Origin of the sequence: Actimicrobium sp. CCI2.3 (genome assembly GCF_035019065.1) — a bacterium.
Classification (GTDB): domain Bacteria; phylum Pseudomonadota; class Gammaproteobacteria; order Burkholderiales; family Burkholderiaceae_D; genus Actimicrobium.
Map to the genome: position 1 here is coordinate 1 of NZ_JASJWR010000010.1, position 16,751 is coordinate 16,751.

The 16,751-nt window shown below is 58.9% G+C and carries 18 protein-coding genes and 1 riboswitch; of the genes, 11 read left to right on the forward strand and 7 right to left on the reverse strand.

All coding sequences use genetic code 11. The features are described from left to right. Positions 1-216: 216 nt before the first annotated feature. Together QN370_RS07415 and QN370_RS07420 are read left to right on the forward strand one after the other, a co-directional pair. Entirely contained in the window at positions 217-1,290 is a 1,074-nt protein-coding gene (locus tag QN370_RS07415) for an alpha/beta fold hydrolase (RefSeq protein ID WP_322128432.1), read from the forward strand. A gap of 30 nt (positions 1,291-1,320) precedes the next feature. Further along, positions 1,321-1,869 carry a hypothetical protein gene (locus QN370_RS07420; RefSeq protein WP_322128433.1) on the forward strand — a complete coding sequence of 183 codons (549 nt, stop codon included), beginning with the start codon at positions 1,321-1,323 and terminating at the stop codon, positions 1,867-1,869. Between the two features lie 9 nt (positions 1,870-1,878). Here the strand turns inward: QN370_RS07420 and QN370_RS07425 are convergent, their stop codons facing one another. Continuing rightward, a complete protein-coding gene (locus QN370_RS07425) occupies positions 1,879-2,859 on the reverse strand; it encodes an MBL fold metallo-hydrolase (RefSeq protein ID WP_322128434.1) in 981 nt (326 codons plus the stop codon). Positions 2,860-3,064: 205 nt separating this feature from the next. Here QN370_RS07425 and QN370_RS07430 point away from each other — a divergent pair, with 205 nt between their 5' ends. The 3 genes from QN370_RS07430 to QN370_RS07440 all read left to right on the forward strand — a co-directional run bounded on the left by QN370_RS07430 (position 3,065) and on the right by QN370_RS07440 (position 5,719). Beyond that, positions 3,065-4,804, forward strand: a complete 1,740-nt coding sequence (locus tag QN370_RS07430; protein ID WP_322128435.1) for an ABC transporter substrate-binding protein — start codon at positions 3,065-3,067, stop codon at positions 4,802-4,804. Between the two features lie 277 nt (positions 4,805-5,081). Beyond that, complete coding sequence (vapB, locus tag QN370_RS07435; RefSeq protein ID WP_322128436.1) at positions 5,082-5,318, forward strand: type II toxin-antitoxin system VapB family antitoxin; 237 nt, start codon at positions 5,082-5,084, stop codon at positions 5,316-5,318. Continuing rightward, positions 5,318-5,719, forward strand: a complete 402-nt coding sequence (locus tag QN370_RS07440; protein ID WP_322128437.1) for a type II toxin-antitoxin system VapC family toxin — start codon at positions 5,318-5,320, stop codon at positions 5,717-5,719. The genes vapB and QN370_RS07440 overlap by 1 nt, the downstream gene beginning before the upstream one ends. A 156-nt stretch (positions 5,720-5,875) precedes the next feature. Here QN370_RS07440 and QN370_RS07445 read toward each other — a convergent pair whose 3' ends face one another. Then, on the reverse strand, positions 5,876-6,808 hold the full coding sequence (locus QN370_RS07445; RefSeq protein WP_322128438.1) for a DMT family transporter: 933 nt from the start codon (positions 6,806-6,808) through the stop codon (positions 5,876-5,878). Positions 6,809-6,935: 127 nt separating this feature from the next. Continuing rightward, a riboswitch (cyclic di-GMP riboswitch) is annotated at positions 6,936-7,013 on the forward strand. A gap of 66 nt (positions 7,014-7,079) precedes the next feature. On the opposite strand from QN370_RS07445, the gene QN370_RS07450 reads away from it, so the two are divergent. Further along, entirely contained in the window at positions 7,080-7,874 is a 795-nt protein-coding gene (locus QN370_RS07450) for a spherulation-specific family 4 protein (RefSeq protein ID WP_322128439.1), read from the forward strand. Positions 7,875-7,921: 47 nt separating this feature from the next. Here QN370_RS07450 and QN370_RS07455 read toward each other — a convergent pair whose 3' ends face one another. From QN370_RS07455 to QN370_RS07465, 3 genes are all read right to left on the reverse strand, one after another. Then, the gene (locus QN370_RS07455) at positions 7,922-8,935 is read right to left on the reverse strand and encodes a DUF1338 domain-containing protein (RefSeq protein ID WP_416172182.1); all 1,014 of its coding nucleotides are present in this window, start codon (positions 8,933-8,935) and stop codon (positions 7,922-7,924) included. Positions 8,936-9,052: 117 nt separating this feature from the next. Further along, the gene (locus QN370_RS07460) at positions 9,053-10,558 is read right to left on the reverse strand and encodes an aldehyde dehydrogenase family protein (RefSeq protein WP_322128441.1); all 1,506 of its coding nucleotides are present in this window, start codon (positions 10,556-10,558) and stop codon (positions 9,053-9,055) included. A 17-nt stretch (positions 10,559-10,575) separates the two neighbouring features. Further along, entirely contained in the window at positions 10,576-11,667 is a 1,092-nt protein-coding gene (locus tag QN370_RS07465; protein WP_322128442.1) for a saccharopine dehydrogenase family protein, read from the reverse strand. A gap of 140 nt (positions 11,668-11,807) precedes the next feature. On the opposite strand from QN370_RS07465, the gene QN370_RS07470 reads away from it, so the two are divergent. Then, positions 11,808-12,284, forward strand: a complete 477-nt coding sequence (locus QN370_RS07470; RefSeq protein ID WP_322128443.1) for an Lrp/AsnC family transcriptional regulator — start codon at positions 11,808-11,810, stop codon at positions 12,282-12,284. A 13-nt stretch (positions 12,285-12,297) separates the two neighbouring features. After that, positions 12,298-12,636: a hypothetical protein gene (locus QN370_RS07475; protein WP_323581703.1), complete on the forward strand. Its 339-nt coding sequence runs from the start codon at positions 12,298-12,300 to the stop codon at positions 12,634-12,636. Here QN370_RS07475 and QN370_RS07480 read toward each other — a convergent pair. Next, positions 12,633-13,805, reverse strand: a complete 1,173-nt coding sequence (locus tag QN370_RS07480) for a Fic family protein (protein ID WP_322128445.1) — start codon at positions 13,803-13,805, stop codon at positions 12,633-12,635. The genes QN370_RS07475 and QN370_RS07480 overlap by 4 nt on opposite strands. 180 nt (positions 13,806-13,985) lie before the next feature. Next, entirely contained in the window at positions 13,986-14,603 is a 618-nt protein-coding gene (locus QN370_RS07485) for an OmpW/AlkL family protein (protein WP_322128446.1), read from the reverse strand. A gap of 515 nt (positions 14,604-15,118) precedes the next feature. Between QN370_RS07485 and QN370_RS07490 the strand changes: the two genes are divergently transcribed. The 3 genes from QN370_RS07490 (at position 15,119) to QN370_RS07500 (ending at position 16,749) form a co-directional block, all read left to right on the forward strand. Next, positions 15,119-15,703, forward strand: coding sequence for a heme-binding protein (locus QN370_RS07490; protein WP_322128447.1), 585 nt, complete (start codon positions 15,119-15,121; stop codon positions 15,701-15,703). Positions 15,704-15,774: 71 nt separating this feature from the next. Next, positions 15,775-16,170, forward strand: coding sequence for a VOC family protein (locus QN370_RS07495; RefSeq protein WP_322128448.1), 396 nt, complete (start codon positions 15,775-15,777; stop codon positions 16,168-16,170). Between the two features lie 54 nt (positions 16,171-16,224). Further along, complete coding sequence (locus QN370_RS07500; RefSeq protein ID WP_322128449.1) at positions 16,225-16,749, forward strand: gluconate 2-dehydrogenase subunit 3 family protein; 525 nt, start codon at positions 16,225-16,227, stop codon at positions 16,747-16,749. Positions 16,750-16,751: the final 2 nt, after the last annotated feature.

The following is a 16,751-nucleotide window of genomic DNA, read 5'->3' on the forward strand; positions in this document are numbered from 1 at the left end:
CATTGCTGCAGCGATGATGATGGGAACGCATGCCGAAATGCCGGTTCATGAAACATTCAGGCTAGGAGCCTGTCGGATGCAGCCGATTGCAAATGAATAATGGTGGATAACGCCAGCGTCTGACCCGCACGTGCTGCACTGCAACTTATTACTTTGTAGACATGACCCAAACCAAACAGTAGGCTGGCGGCCTGAACTCTTACGAAAGACGATTGCATGCCATTGCCCCAGACACCAGCCCGCATCTTGCTTGGCACCGTTTTCGCCCTGACCATGCACCCGTTGCTGGCCGCCGATTTTCCGGTCCCCGCCGAAGGTGACTGGACCATCCGTGACTTCCACTTTCGTTCCGGTGCGGTGTTTCCCGCATTGACACTGCACTATCGAACCATTGGTGCGCCAAGCGGAATCCCGGTTTTGCTGCTGCATGGCACCGCGCAATCCGGTGCCAGCCTGCTGGCACCGCAATTCGGTGGCGCACTGTTCGGCCCCGGCCAGCCGCTCGATGCAAGCCGCTATTTCGTGATCCTGCCGGATGCAATCGGCCACGGCAAATCCAGCAAACCCTCCGATGGCCTGCGCGCTGGCTTCCCCCGCTACAGCACCGAAGATATGGTCGAAGCGCAGCACCAACTGATCACCGAGCACCTCGGCATCCCGCATTTGCGGATGGTGCTGGGCTATTCGATGGGTGGCATGGAGACCTGGATTTATGCGCAGAAATATCCGGCGATGATGGATATTGCGGTCCCGATGGCATCACTGCCGACCGAAATGGCAGGGCGCAACTGGATGCTGCGCCGTCTGATCAGCGACACGATCCGCAATGACCCGGCCTGGATGAATGGCAATTACACGACCCAGCCACGCAGCGCACAGAGTAGCTCGGTGTTTTTCGGACTGGCCACCAACGGCGGCAGCCAGGCCTTGCAAAAAGCCGCACCGACCCGCGTAAAAGCCGATGCCCTGCTCGATGCACGACTGGCCGCACCGTTCCCGGCCGATGCCAATGACGTGCTGTATCAGTGGGAATCCTCGCGCGACTACGATCCGTCAGCCGGACTGGAGCGCATCACGGCCACGCTGCTGGCGATCAATTCGGCCGATGACGAGCGCAATCCGCCCGAGTTGGGCATCATGGAACGCGCCCTGCAACGGATCAAAAACGCCCGGATGCTGCTCATTCCCGGCAGCGAACTGACGGCAGGACATGGCACCGCGTTTCGCGCCGACCTGTGGAAAGAGTCGCTGGCCGAACTGCTGCAACAAACACCGCAACCGATGAAGTAACCTCACGTCCACCACGAAAGGAATGACCGCATGTTCGACAAGGACAGATTTATTCAGGACTGCAAGGAGGCCGCCACGTCCGGCCAGGTGGCACTGCGTGAAGTTGTCGCGGAAGCGGTCTCGCAACGCGCGTCGCTCATGGCAGAACTGGGCGAGCCGCAGCATGCGGGCATCACCCCGCTGTACCGCTCGCCGGAACTCACCATCATCAATTTTGTCTGGGCACCGTGCATGAATCTGCTGCCACACAATCACCAGATGACGGCGGTTATCGGCATCTATGAAGGCCGGGAAGACAATATTTTCTGGCGTCGCACCGAAGGGTCGATCGAGGCGGCAGGTGCCAAATCGCTGGGTGCCGGCGAAGTCGCCACGCTCGGTCGTGACATCATCCATTCGGTTCTCAATCCGTTAGCCCGGATGAGTTGCGCGATCCACGTCTACACCGGCAACTTCTTCGAACCGCACGAACCACGCAGCCAGTGGGAGCACGCATCACTGCGTGAACAGCCGTACGATATCGAGCAGGTCCGGGCCGTCTTCCATGATGCAGAGGCCCGCTTCAAGGCGGTCCACTGACGTCACCGACTAGCAGCCCGCCACGCACTTCCCGTTCGCAGTAAACGACATCGGCTTGCCGCTGACGGGCAAATAGGTCGGTACTTTGACGGCGGACTTGAAGACTGCGGTGCGGGTACCCGGCAGTAACTTGCCGTCTTTGGTGGTGGCCTGATTGGCATGCGAGGCGATCACGGCATTGGGCTTGACCAGATCATTGATCACATAAGCCGCTTCGACCGGGCCGGTAGAAAACGTACCACCGATGTTGAGTACTGCCAGCGTGGGTTTGTAGAAGCGTCGCACGACCAGTTCCTGGTCGGCAATGATGCCGGTATCGCCCGACAGGTACACCACCAGCCCGTTTGAAAACGTCAGCACGTAGCCACCGGCAGGACCGACATACGCGGTCAGCGCATTGGCTGCCAGCGCCTCGGCATGGGCGGACTCCAAGAAGTCCGGATCGAGTCCGTTCGAGTGTGCCGCTGGCACGCTGGCGATGCTGACGCCACCGATTTTGCTTTGTCCGCCAAACCGCACCAGTTGCACCTGATCGGCCGTACCGCCAGCAGCCTTGATGCGGCGCGAGAAAAAACTGCCCATTTCACCGCCAACGAACAGCTTGGCTTTTTGCGCCAGCACGATTTCTTCGGTGACCGACGACGGCGTGCTTTTCACTGAAAAATCCGGTGCAGCACAGGTACCGGCGTTGGCAGACGGCTGGTGACGGTCGCCAAGATGGTCGCCATGCACATGGCTGAGCAAAACGGCATCGATCTTGCCAAGACGCGGATCATTGCCACCGCGCACCGTGCGACCGGCGTCATACAGGATGCGCGTGCCGTCCGGATCTTCAAAAATCAGCGCCCGGTCAGCGGCACAGACTTCGCCATCATGACTGCCAAGTGGCGTGATCGTGACCGTGGCGGGGCTAGCGGCGAGGGCAGACGACAGACCTAGCGTGCAGCAGGCTGCAAACAGCAAGCGGTGGAGAACGGGGCTATTTTTCATCAGGGCATCCTCGGGAAAAGTGGTTCGGCAGCAAGTAGTCGGTGCACGTCATGGCGGGCACGCAAACTGTGGCACCGTAGAGTAGCTGTTTTTTCCGACGCCTTGTCAGTGCAACCAGGAAGACCGCGGCTTCAGGTACTACAGGTCCGCAAAACTGCGCTACAGTGATAACCCCGAACGACTCCACCTTTTCGATTTTCAAACCATGACTGCTGCGCGTTCCCTGACTGTGCGCTGCCTCGCCGCTTGCCTGTTTGTACTGAGCCTCCCGACTGCCGCCGCCGACATGCGCAAGACCTTGCATGTGGTCCTGCAAAATGGCGAAACCGTGCTCGACCCGGCCCAGGCCTCCGATACCAATACACTGAGCCTGATCGAAAACATCTTCGATGCACCGCTGCGCTACGACTATCTGGCACGCCCGCTGGCATTGCGACCGAACCTGACGACCGCCATGCCGACCATCAGCGCCGATGGCAAGACCTACACCCTCACACTGCAGCACGGCATCCGCTTCACGCCGGACCCGGCCTTCGGCGGCAAGTCGCGCGAACTGGTCGCCACCGACCTGATCTACAGCATGCAGCGCCATTACGATCCGGCCCTGAAATCGCCCTGGCTGTTTTTACTCGATGGCAAACTGGCCGGCGACAGCGAACTCAAGCAAGGCACGTTCGATCCGATGCGCCCGATCGCCGGCCTGACCGCGCTCGACAGTCACACCCTGCGCATCGTGCTCGATCGCCCGGACAATAATTTTCTATACCTGCTGGCGATGCCGGCGCTCTCGGTGGTGGCGCATGAAACCATCGCCGCACACGCACCCTTCCCGGTCGGCACCGGCCCGTACATGCTGCGCGAATGGCAGCGCAACAGTCGCTTGCTGCTCGACGCCAATCCCGATTTCCGGCGCACCGTCTTCGACGACAACACCACCGGCAATCCCGCCATCGCCCGTGCGCTGCACGACAAGTCGCTGCCGCTGATTGGTCACATTGATGTTCGTGTACTGGAAGAACAGCAAGCCCGCGTCCTGGCCTTCCTGAATCACGATATCGACTACCTCGAACCGGTACCGGCACCACTGGCCGGCATGGTGCTGGAGCAGGGCAAGCTGAAACCCGAGTTGTCCCGGCAAGGCATCACGCTGGCGCTGACACCGATGATGTCGCTCGACTACCTGTGGATGAACATGGAAGACCCGGTGCTGGGCGGTATCGGCTTGCCGCAGATTGCGCTGCGCCGCGCGATCGGCTACAGCTACGACCGCGCCGAGGATATCCGCGTGCTGTCAAAAGGACTGGCGATTCCGGCCCAGTCGCCGCTGCCGCCCAACGTAGTCGGTTATGACGCGGCGCTGCGCAGCGATGCCGAAACCAACCCGGCGCTGGCACGTGCGCTGCTCGACCATTTCGGCTATCGCGATCGCGATGGCGATGGCTGGCGGGAACAGCCGGACGGTTCGCCACTCACGCTGACGATGCATACGCTGGCTTCGACGACCGGACGACTGCGCGACGAATTATGGCGTCGCAGCCTCAGCGCCATCGGCATTCGGGTGGTTTTCAATAGCGGCAAATTTACCGACCTGCTGAAAGCAGCGCGACTCGGTCAGGTGCAGATGCTGGAAGCGGAGTGGATCGCCGACTTTCCCGATGGCGAGAATTTTTACCAGCTGCTGTACGGCCCCAACGCCGGCTCTGCCAACCGTGCCCGCTTCCGGCTGCCGGCCTTTGATCGTCTGTACGAACAGGCGCAGCAACTGCCCGACTCGCCCGCACGCAACCTGTTGTATCGCGACATGAATCACCTTCTGCAAGGCTATGCGCCATGGGTGCTACGCACCCATCCGGTCTCGGCCGATGTCCAGCATCCCTGGCTGCGCAATTACCAGCGCCATCCGGTGATGCTGACGACGTGGCGGTATCTGGATCTGGAACGCTGAAGGACAGCGTTCACAGGCAAAATCCGTAGGGTGCAATAACCGAAGGGCATTGCACCGAATGGTCTGGCTGCGCTCAAGGATGCGATCAACGACGATCACATTGCCTGCATCGCATTGATACTTGCGCTGATGGCCTGGTTCTGGCGGGATAAAAACCGCATTAATTCCCGCTGGCGGTGCAATGCCCTTCGGTTATTGCACCCTACGTGACAGACATTGAAAAAATGGACTATTCGGTATAAGGTACACACTTAAGTACACACTACGCGAGGAAAGAATGCAAATCACCAAAGCATTTAAAAACGGCAACTCCCAGGCAATTCGCATTCCTGCCGAACTCGCCTATGAACGCACCGATATCGACTTCGAAATCGTGCGCGTTGGCGATGAAATTCGAATCCGTCCCGCTCAACGACTGCTTACGGGCGCACTTGCCAAGTTTGCCAAGTTTGGACCTGACTTCATGGCAGAGGGACGAAGCGACCAGGAGCAAAACGATCGGCAGGAGTTGTAATGGCGCTGTTCATGCTCGATACCAATATGTGCATCTATTTGATGAAGAAACAGCCCGAGCAGGTCGCCAGTCGATTTAGCCAGTGCTATGCCGGTGATGTCGTGATGTCGGCGATTACGTTTGCCGAGCTGGTGTACGGCGTTACCGTTTCTCAGGACAGTGAACGTGAACGGCAGAATCTCGCTGAACTCATTGAAGACATTCCGGTTGCCCCGTTTGATGCCTCTGCTGCACTTGCCTACGGTCCGATCCGGGAGGCGACTCGTGACCGCAAGAAAGACCATCTGGATAAACTGATCGCCGCGCATGCCGTGGCACTCGATGTCACTCTGGTGACAAACAATGTCCGTGATTTTATTATTTATCCCGGTCTCAGAATCGAGAACTGGGTCGTTGCATAGCGATTTACAGACCTGCGGGCGGCGATAACGCATCGACCAGCCAAAAAAAATGCCCACTCGAAAGTGGGCAAAATCTATATCAATTTGGGTAGACATAGAGGAGACAGCCAAACTATAACGATCGGCCCTGCCCCATGCCAATTTTCATTTTGCATATCAGTTATGCGAAATGGGCATAACAGGACACCTTTCGGCTGCCATCTGCGCGCGCCGCTGCACTGGCGAGATCCACTGACTGACAATCATTCCGGCAATTAGTAATGCTGCACCGACCAGGCTACGCCAGGACATCACCTCGCCCAACCAGAAATAGGCCGCAATGGCAGCGCAGGCAGGCTCGAACGCATAGATCACCGCCGCCTCGTTGGCACTGCTGTGGCGCTGTCCCCAGGTTTGCAATGAAATGATCGCTGCCGTTGCCACCAGTCCGAGGTACAGAAAATTCACCACATCGGTCTGCATCGCCGACGCGATCACCGTCCAGTCGACCGGATGGTACGGCAATTCCCACGCCACCAGCCAGAGTCCGGCGCACAGCGCGACGACGATGATCTGTACCGTGGTTAGCACCATCAGGCTGCTGGCACGCCGCGTCAGGACTTCGAGCAACTTCACGTACACGCCAAAAAGAAACGCCCCGGTCAATGCCAGATTATCGCCAAGTCCCCACATACCGCCATCCCAGCACAGCGCAAACAGACCGACGATGGCTAGCGCAATAGCGGTCACGATGCGACGCTCGGGTACCTTGCCTGCCAGCAGGCCCAGCAGCGGTACAACCAGCACATTGAGGCCGGTGACGAACGCATTGCGATTCGAACTGGTCAGGGCCAGACCTTCGAGTTGCAGCATGAAACACAGGAACAGCGTGATCCCCAGCAGCACCCCGGGCAGACAATCACGCCAGCGCGCGCGCCACAGGAACGGCGTCAACACGAGACCGGCCATCGTGAAGCGAACGAGGATGATCCAGACCGCTGAAAAATGTGCGGTCAGATCTTTCATTGCCGGAAACGTCGTGCCCCACACCAGCGTGACGATCAGGAGCGCAAGAATGCCTTTCAGGCGAGATGGAATAGACAAGAACATAAAATGACAGCCGCCAAAAAAAGTGTTTAAAAAAGAACAGGCCAAGCCATCTCGTCAGAGGAAATACTCACATAAAATTATTTCCGCTGAGAAACATATGGTATATTTTGCAGAGTTGCAAAAGTAACAGAGTGACCGGCAAACCTGGAGTGATCCAGCGACGCAAAGCTACAGGGGCTTCTTCGGAAGTCAGCCAGCTACCTGACAGCATCCCGCTGTCAGGCCAACCATTCAGCACGTCCAGAGGACGTCTCGAATAAAAGGCAAAATCATGACCACACCTTCCGTTTTCGTCCACCGCATTACACGGGCCATCTTTGCCGTCATGGCCTTTCTTCTGTGCCCGATCGTCGCCCACAGTGCGATCGTTCGTGAGGCGGTCGTGCCGGCTTATTTCTACCCTAGCCCGAACAGTACGGCATGGGCCAGCCTGAACGTGCTGGCCAAGAAAATGCCGACCACTGCCATCGTCAATCCGAACAGCGGTCCCGGCACTGCCCCCGACCAGAACTACGTGAAGGCCATTGCCAACCTGCACGCCTCCGGCGGCACGGTGATCGCGTATGTCTCGTCGTCCTATGGCAACCGTCGCCTGTCTGACGTGACCAAGGACATCAATACCTACCTGGCCCTCTACAAGGTGGATGGCTTTTTCATCGACGAGATGACCGATGACAGCACCGCCGCCCACATCCAGTACTACCAGTCGGTCTACAACTACATCAAGGGCCTGTCGCCGAAATTCACGGTCACCGGCAATCCTCGCACCAACGTACCGGAGCGCTACCTGACCTTGCCGCTGGCCGACAAGTTCGTGACCTTCGAAGACACGCTGCAACGCTTTAAACGTCAGGTCGTGCCAGCATGGCAAGTCAACTATCCTGCCGCGCGTTTCATCAGCATCGTCCATACCAGTCCGCGCTCCAACATGGCTGCCGTCATGAAGATCAACAGCATGCGCGGCATCGGTGGTCTGTTCGTCACGACGCTGGGCATGCCGGACCCGTACTTCAAGCTGCCGGCCAACTGGGGCCTCGACATGGCCATCGCGCTGTCACTGCAATAAATCGTACCGGCATGTGGCCGGAACAGGCGATGGACAACCAGATATAGTCAGGAAGCAGTCATCCTGAATATCCCTTGCGCATTGCCGGCATCGAAACCCAGATCCAGCTGATCGCTTCCATCAACGACATCGCGCGAAATGAATTCGTAAAAGCTGCCCGGCACGTCATGCTCCACCAGCGAACCGTCAGCCGCAATAAAACGACGCGTCACGTTATCGGCGAGGAAAGCGGTCTGGCGAATCCGGCCACTTTGCGAGACTTCGACAGATTGCTTCATCGGCCGGCGCAAGACCTTTTGCTGTAACGCGACCTGCGCCACATCGGCGACCCGGTCAGTCACGTGATTGAAGGTGTTGCCTTCGGTCGCGATCCACGCCATTTCTGCCGATTCGGCGCGCAGCACGTCGTAGTCGGCCAGGGTCGGGGTCGCATGCTGGCACGCAAAACACGCCTGCAATTGCACCAGCAATGAAATGGCGTGCGTGACTGAAAGCCGGTTGTCACGCCCCAGTTCATGCAATAGCCAGTGTGATTTCGGTGACAGCGGGTCCCGCGAGGTCGACACCACCCGCGTCACCGCCTGCTGAAACGGCACCGAGAATTTTTCCGGATGCAGTTCGCTGACAAAGAATTGCGCGATCTGCTCAGGGCAATCCTGCTGCACATACGAGCGTCCCGTCATGCCGATGCGATCCAGCGGAAACACGCCATTGAGCCGGTAACCAAGCGGCTCGAGCAGGCGCGTGAACGCGCATTCTCCAGGTGGCAACGCGCCATTCTCCGCCCAGCGCACGGTACGCAGCGCGCCATGGTCATGCCAGACCTTGTCGCCGCGACTGGCCACTTCTTCGGTGTAGCGGCGACCGCTGGGCACCCGTTGCAGCAAATCATGAAACAGCACCATGTTGAGCGCTTGCGCCATTTCCTTGCGCGACACCTGGCCTGGCTCCCCGCCGGAAAACACCGACGGGATTGCCAGCAAGCGATAGACTTGCGCGGCACCGTCGGCACCGATGACTTTTTCGATCAGGTTGGCCAGATTGCTGTTATCTGTTCTCATGAAAAAATCCTGTGTGGATAAATGGCAGCCGCTATCCCGACTGCGCGAGCGTTCGCGGCGACCGCGTTCGACCAGTACTTCTCCGAAGGCAGGCAAGTCAATGCGCATGATTGCCTCCTAAAGATCAAAACTGATGCCCTGCGCCAGCGGCAGGGCATGACTGTAATTGATCGTGTTGGTGGCACGCCGCATGTAGCCTTTCCACGCATCGGAGCCGGACTCCCGACCGCCGCCAGTGTCTTTTTCACCGCCGAATGCGCCACCGATTTCAGCACCGCTGGGGCCGATGTTGATGTTGGCGATACCGCAATCGCTGCCGGTCGCGCCGAGAAAAGTTTCGGCTTCGCGCAAATCGGTGGTGAACAGGCTCGACGACAAACCTTGCGGAACAGCGTTATTCAACGCAATCGCCTGCGCCAGCGTGTCGTAGCGCACCACATACAGGATGGGCGCGAAGGTTTCGTGATGCATGATGGCCGATTGCATCGGCATCTCGACGAGCGCCGGATGGACGTACTGACCGCCTTCGGCACCGACGACCTCGGCACGTTGTCCGCCAAAGACGATGCCGCCTTCGGCGCGCGCCTTGTCCAGCGCCAGCTGCATCGCGTCGAATGCTGCGGCATCAATCAGCGGACCAACCAGCGTAGCCGGATCGGACGGATTACCGACTGGTAGCGCCGCGTAGATTTTTTTCAGGCGCGGCAGCAAGGTGTCGTAAATACTGGCGTGAACGACTAGCCGGCGCAGGCTGGTGCAGCGCTGACCGGCCGTGCCGACCGCGGAAAAAACAATGCCGCGCACAGCCATGTCGAGGTCGGCACTGGGCGCGACGATCATCGCATTGTTGCCGCCCAGCTCTAAGATAGTGCGCGCCAGCCGTTGTGCGCAGCGGGCCGCGACATCGCGTCCCATGCGCGTGCTGCCGGTGGCGCTGATGACCGGCACGCGTTTGTCATCGACCAGCGCCGTGCCGCAGTCACGACCACCGATGACCAGTCCGGTCAGTCCGTCGGGTGCGTCGCTACCGAAACGCGCCACGGCTTTCATGAACAGGGCGTGCGTGGCGAGTGCTGTCAGCGGGGTTTTTTCGGACGGCTTCCAGACCACGCTGTTACCGCATACCAGCGCCAGCATCGCATTCCAGGCCCACACCGCAACCGGGAAATTGAACGCCGAAATCACGCCGACCACACCCAGCGGATGCCAGGTTTCCATCATCCGGTGGCCGGGCCGTTCGGAGGTAATCGTCAGACCATACAACTGGCGCGACAGGCCCACGGCAAAATCGCAGATGTCGATCATCTCCTGCACCTCGCCCAGCCCTTCCTGCAAGATCTTGCCGGCTTCCTGCGTGACGACGCGACCGAGCGCTTCCTTGTGGCTGCGTAGCTCATCGCCAAACAACCGTATCAGTTCGCCGCGTCGCGGTGCTGGCACCGACCGCCAACGGACGAACGCAGCGTGTGCCTGCGTGATTTTTTCAGTAACTTGTTGCGGCGTATCGGTGCGCAGCGTTGCCTGCACTGCACCGGTAATCGGACTGATGCATGGCAGATCCTTGCCATTTGAAAGCGTCAGGTCGACGCCCAGGGTGGACAGCAACTGGGTGATGGATTGCATCGTGGTCTCCTTTGATGTCAGGCCGAATAATACTGTCCAAACCGGTTCGCCAGAAAATCCGTCAATGCCGCCTGCTCCTGGCGCACCAGTCCGTGCTGCGGCAAGCGTCCCTGCACGACCAGATCGACCATCGTGCAAATACCGGCGGCGGTAGTCAGCTGGATCGCCGACAGCAGTTGACCATTGACGTGCTGGCTGTAGATTTTCTTCGCATACGTTTGTTGTTCGAGCCTTCCGCCACGCATGCCCACCACGCTGACGAACACCAGCACCACGTCTTGCAGCGTGATCGGGATCGACGCTTCCATCACTTCCTTGAGGATGTGGCGGCGCGCCGGCTGGCCCAGTTGCAGGTCGCGCACCAGCAGTTTGATGAGGTCCCGATGGCCGGGATAGCGCACGGTTTTGTAGTTCAGGTTCTGCACCTTGCCGGCTAGGCTGGTGCACAGCGTACCCAGTCCGCCCGAGGTATTGAACGCTTCGTAATCGATCCCGTCGAGCGAAAAATGTTCGATCTCTTCGAGCGCCGAGGTCTCGCGCAACTGGCCGTCGACAATCGCTTCGCACGGATTGCAGTATTCATTGATCAGGCCATCGGTACTCCAGGTCAGGTTGTACTTGAGCGCGTTGCTCGGATAAGTCGGCAACGCGCCGACGCGCATGCTGACATCGCGCAGCGACTCGAACCGCCCGGCGACATCGTTGGCAACAATCGAAATGAAACCCGGCGCGAGACCGCACTGCGGCACGAACGCGGTGCTGGCTCCGTCGGCCAGTTGCTTGACGATGCGGGTGCTCTCGACATCTTCGGTCAGATCGAAATAATGCGAACCGGCCTGACGGGCAGCGGCGGCAATCAGCGGCGTCAGGAAATACGGACAGGCCGATAGCGTCACCTGATGGTCTTGGATCAGACCGGCGACCGTGGCGGCATCGGTCAGATCGGCGTCGACTACGGTCACGTTCGGGAAGGCGGCCTTGCGCACACTGGCCAGTCGCGCCGGATCGCGATCGGCCACGGTCAGCGTGTAATCGCCACAGTGCGACAGCAGGTTCAGGATGGCATCGCCGATTTTGCCGGCGCCAAGCAGGATGAGGTGGGTGGTCATGATGAACTTTCAGGGAATTGCCGAAGCGGATCGGATGACAAAATTGTAGAAGCAAGTACTGTCAGGAAATAGCGCCCAGCGTGTCGTCACACTGGTTTAAACTCATGCAGATTGACGATGCCGTCCGACACATTGACCTTATGACTGCTCCCCTCGACGAGATTGACAGCAAGATCCTGGCGCTCTTGATGGATGACGCGCGCATGCCGACCGCGACCATTGCCCGCCACGTTGCCATCGCCCGCACGACAGCCATTGCCCGCATCAGCGCGCTCGAAAAACGCGGCGTCATTGCCGGCTACGGCGTGCGGCTCAATCAGGCGGTCTTCCATCCCGTCGTGCGCGCCTATGTGGGCATCTCGCTCGATCCACGCAGCGCAGCCGCTTTTGTCAAGACGCTGCAAGCGATGCCGGAAGTCGAAACCCTGTGCGCGGTGAGCGGATCGATGGATTACATGGTGACGCTGCGTTGTCGTTCGAACGCCGAACTGGACCTGCTGCTCGACCGCATCGGTACCGCCGACGGCGTGCGCCAGACGGCCACGTCAATCATCCTGACCCACCGTATCGACCGCAGTCCGATCCCGGACCAGCCCGCCCTCTCCACTTCGCAATAAACAAGGAACGTTCATGGAATTCGTCGCCGAATCAAAAAAAAACCACGTCTGGCGTAAAACCGTCTGGCACACCAACCCGGACGAACATCCGCTCTCGGCAGCCCACTCGGTCGAGGTGTACTGCTGCGAAGAAGTCAATGGTTACGCGGTCTGGTACGTGCGCAAGCTCAAGCGCAACGATGGCCGTGGCTTGCCCACCGTCGAGAACGGGGATTACCTGCTGCGCTATTTTTCGCGCACGCGGCGCGATGAAGCGATCGAATGGGCAGTACTCGTTGCCAACAATCCTGCCGGCGTGGATGCGACGATCGTCGGGCTCGATGAACTGGTGCCGGGTGCGCAAAAAGTCTAGTCAGCCCTGGTCGAGGCTTCCGGATACAGCTCCGGCAGCAGGAATTGCAGCGCATCGAGTGGCAGGCCAAAGCGCACCGGGCCGAGTGGCGTGTCACTGACCAGCAAGCCGGTGGCCAGCATATGCGACAAAAGTGACCGCGCGGTCCGTTCACCCAGACCGGTCAGCTGGGTAAATTCGCGCCGCGACACCGGTCCGGCGGAAAAGACGTGATGCAGCGGCAGGATGGCTTCGGCACGCATTGCCTTATCGGTCCCGACACGAAAAGTGACGAGCGCATCGATGCGCGTTTTCATGCTGTCCAGCGCCAGCATCCGGTGCATGAAATCGACCTGATCCAGACAGATATCCAGAAAAAAATCGACCCATTCCAGCAATCCGGCGGTACTCAGGTTGCCCCTGCCATCGAGGTCACCACGACGCGGCAGGTCGGCATTGTGCAGTCGCGCATAGTAGCGCGGGACTGATCGTGCCAGCCCCCTGCTTGGTGACCATAGTCCATCCGACAGTAACCACAGTGCGCAATGGCTTTGCAATCGAACCGCACGGCCATTGCAATCCCGAAACGGATGCACCCATGCGGCCCGGTGATGCAGACACGCGATCGCAATCAGTTGCCTCTCCAGCGTCATCGGCTTGTTGTAGACCTTATCCATGCGCGACAGGAAAGCCGGCAGCGCGGCGGCTGACGGCGGCACATGATGGCCGACTTCGACACTGACCGCACGCAGTTCACCGGGGGCGATGACATGTCCATCCTGCGTGGTGCGATCCTCTGCTGCAAGACGCTCGTACAAGGCGCGGTGAGACGCCATCAACAATGCGCTCGACATGGGCGACGTGCCCGCACGGACCAGTGCTTCCAGTTCGCGCTCGGCATCGATATGCGCCACCGCGATCCTTTGCAAGCGGGCAACTTCCGGCAGGCCGGAAAAATTCTTGCGCAATGCTTGCTCGATATGACGCGGATGCGTGCCTTGTCCTTCAATGCGGTTGCTGTAGTAAGAGCACATCGAGCGAACCAGTTCGCGCAAGACGGCGCGTACCGACGGATGTGCCATCGCACCAAGCCGGCCCGCAGAAAGCGCTAGCCGGTTTGCCTTTTCGGACACACCGACCGGTATGACGGACGGAATCAACGGCTCGAACTGATGCGGTGAATCGTACATAATTTGCCGACTTTCCTCGATAAAAAAAACAAACCAAGATATTGATACATATGAGTATATGTGTTTTCAAATCAGATAATTTCAAATTTATTTGCCGACTTTTTTGCCGACTTGCCAGCCCGTTCTCCGGACGTAAAAAAACCGGCCACACAGGCCGGTTGTCATCGCGCACGAACCGGATCAGAAGCGGTAACCGATACCAACACCGACCATCAGCGGATCGACCTGCAGCGCACTGACCTTGGAACCGCTAATCATCAGGTCACTGCGAATCTGGACTTTCTTGATGTCCAGATTGAGCGACCAGTTCTTGTCGAGCTTGTAGTCGACACCGGCCTGCAACGCAAAACCGACGCTGCTGTTTTCGAGACTACCCGCGCCACCGAGCAGATTGACGTTAGAGATACGGGTGTAATTGACACCGGCACCCACATACGGACTGAACTGTTTTTCCGGCATGAAATGGTATTGCAACAGCAAGGTCGGCGGCAGGTGTTTGAAGGTGCCGACGTTATTGCCATCGAGATAGACCGTATGTTTTTGCGGGTAAGTCAGGATCAGTTCGGCGGCCACATTCGGCGTGAAGAAATAAGAGATATCGACTTCGGGAATGGTTTTTCTGGAGACAGACAACCGGTCGGAAGCGCCGGCACCGCCGACCGGATCGGAATTATCAGCAGGGGCCAGATTGATGACCCGCGCCCGCACTTGCCACGGGCTTTGCTGCTGGGCCATCGCCTGGGTGGAGAAAAGTCCGAGGGCGCTGACGGCAAGGACGACTGCTGCTGATGTTTTCATGATCTCTGCTTTCACTGGTGGTTGATTACTCGCGGCAAGTGTAGTTTCGGTAGTGGGGTAAAAAAATGATGCAGATCAAAAACGGGGGAATGCTGTGTGCGACGGTCGATAGTAGTCCATTCGGTGCAATGCCCTGCGGTTATTGCACCCTACGATACTGGCTCCGGCTTTTGGGAACCCGAAGGGCAGCAGTCTCGCGGTCGCCTTTTTCTTGGTTACTTCTTTTTGGCGAAGCAAAAAGAAGGGACCGCATGCCGGTCCGGCTGCCGGGCCGCTCCCGGCTAGGTCATGACGAAGTAAAGACAGAATCAGCTACCCCAGTCAGTGCATTCGGTGCAATGCCCTGCGGTTATTGCACCCTACGATACTGAGCGAGGCGGTATCCAGCAACCAGCCGCAGATGCGCTTATGCTCATCACACGTTATCCAATCCACTCAACCGGAAACCCCACTTTATGATCCGTCTACTCACCCGCCTGCTTGTGCTCGGCGTCTTATTTTCAGGAGGAAATGCCATGGCAACCGAAGAACCGGCGCACACCGTATCAATCAAGGAAGAATCGTTCGAGGTCCGCGACTACCCGGCATTGATCGCCGCCGAAGTCACCGTCAGTGGCAGCCGCAGCGAGGCCGTCAGCAGCGGATTCAAGCTGCTGGCTGGTTATATTTTTGGCGGCAACACGCGCCAGCAACGCATCGCCATGACGGCACCCGTCTTGCAGGAAAACAGTAGCAGCAGCAGCGTCGCGATCCCGATGACCGCACCCGTGACCCAGACGGCGCAGGGCAATCAATGGACCATCCGTTTCATGATGCCAGCGGCCTACACACTCGACAGCTTGCCGGTACCGGACAACCCGCAGGTGCGCTTGCGTGTCATGCCTGCCACGCGCGTGGCGGTGGTCCGCTTCTCCGGTCTGGCCGGCGAGGACAGCATCGTGGAGAAAACCGCCGAGCTTGATGCCTTCGTGACGCGCCGCCAACTCTTGGCAACCGGCCCGGCGACCCTGGCCCGCTACGACCCGCCATGGACGCCCTGGTTCATGCGGCGCAATGAACTGATGCTGCCGCTTGCACTGCCGGAAAATCTGCGCAAGTAGTATTGCGCTGCTACCCCGCCTTCCCTGCGAAGGACAATAATGACTTTCGCCCTCTCACACAGGAACCTGTCATGCCAAAAATCATCCACACCATGATTCGCGTCCTCGACCCGGCTCGCTCGATGCAGTTCTATGGCGACGGCTTTGGTTTCGCCGTCACGCACCGACTCGACTACCCGGATTTTTCACTGATCTATCTGCGTAATCCCGAGAGCGAATTTGAACTCGAACTGACCCACAACCGCGACCGCACCGAACCCTACACGCATGGCGACGGCTACGGCCATATCGGCATCGTCACCGACGACCTGCAGGCGATGCACGACAAGCTGTCCGCGATGGGCTGCGCACCGGCGGCGATCAAGGAATTCAAACAGGATGACGCCTTGCTCGCGCGCTTTTTCTTCGTGCTCGATCCGGATGGCTACAAGATCGAAGTGCTGGAGAAATGGGGGCACTACCGCTAGGGCAAAAAAATTCGACCGACCTCTTCTGGATAACAACGATAAATGGAGACAACCATGGACTACCCAGAACAACCGAAACGCCGCCGTTTCCTGCAAATTGCCTCAGCGGGCACCGTGGCCGGCGCGGCGACCGGCATCCCTGCGCTATTTGTGTCAAACCAGGCTGCTGCCGAGGCATTGCTCGGCGCTGATGTGTTTGCGACACTGACAAAAATGGCGCGCGATATTTTCCCGCATGACCGCTTCGATGACGCACTGTATGCGAAGGCCGTCGCCATCTACGGTGATCAGGTCAAGACCGATACGGCACTGCGCACGCTGCTGGTCGACGGCGTCGCCGCGGCCAACAAGGCCAGCACGCGTCCGTATGCCGACATCCCCGAGGAATCCGCACGTGTGGCTATCCTGACCACGATGGCCGGCACCCCGTTCTTCCTGAAACTGCGCGGCGACCTCGTGGTCAGCCTGTACAACCAGCCTGCGGTCTGGGGCAAGCTCGGCTATCAGGGACCATCCGCCGAACTGGGCGGGTACATCAAGCGCGGCTTCAATGACCAGACCTGGATGGAGAACCTGTAACG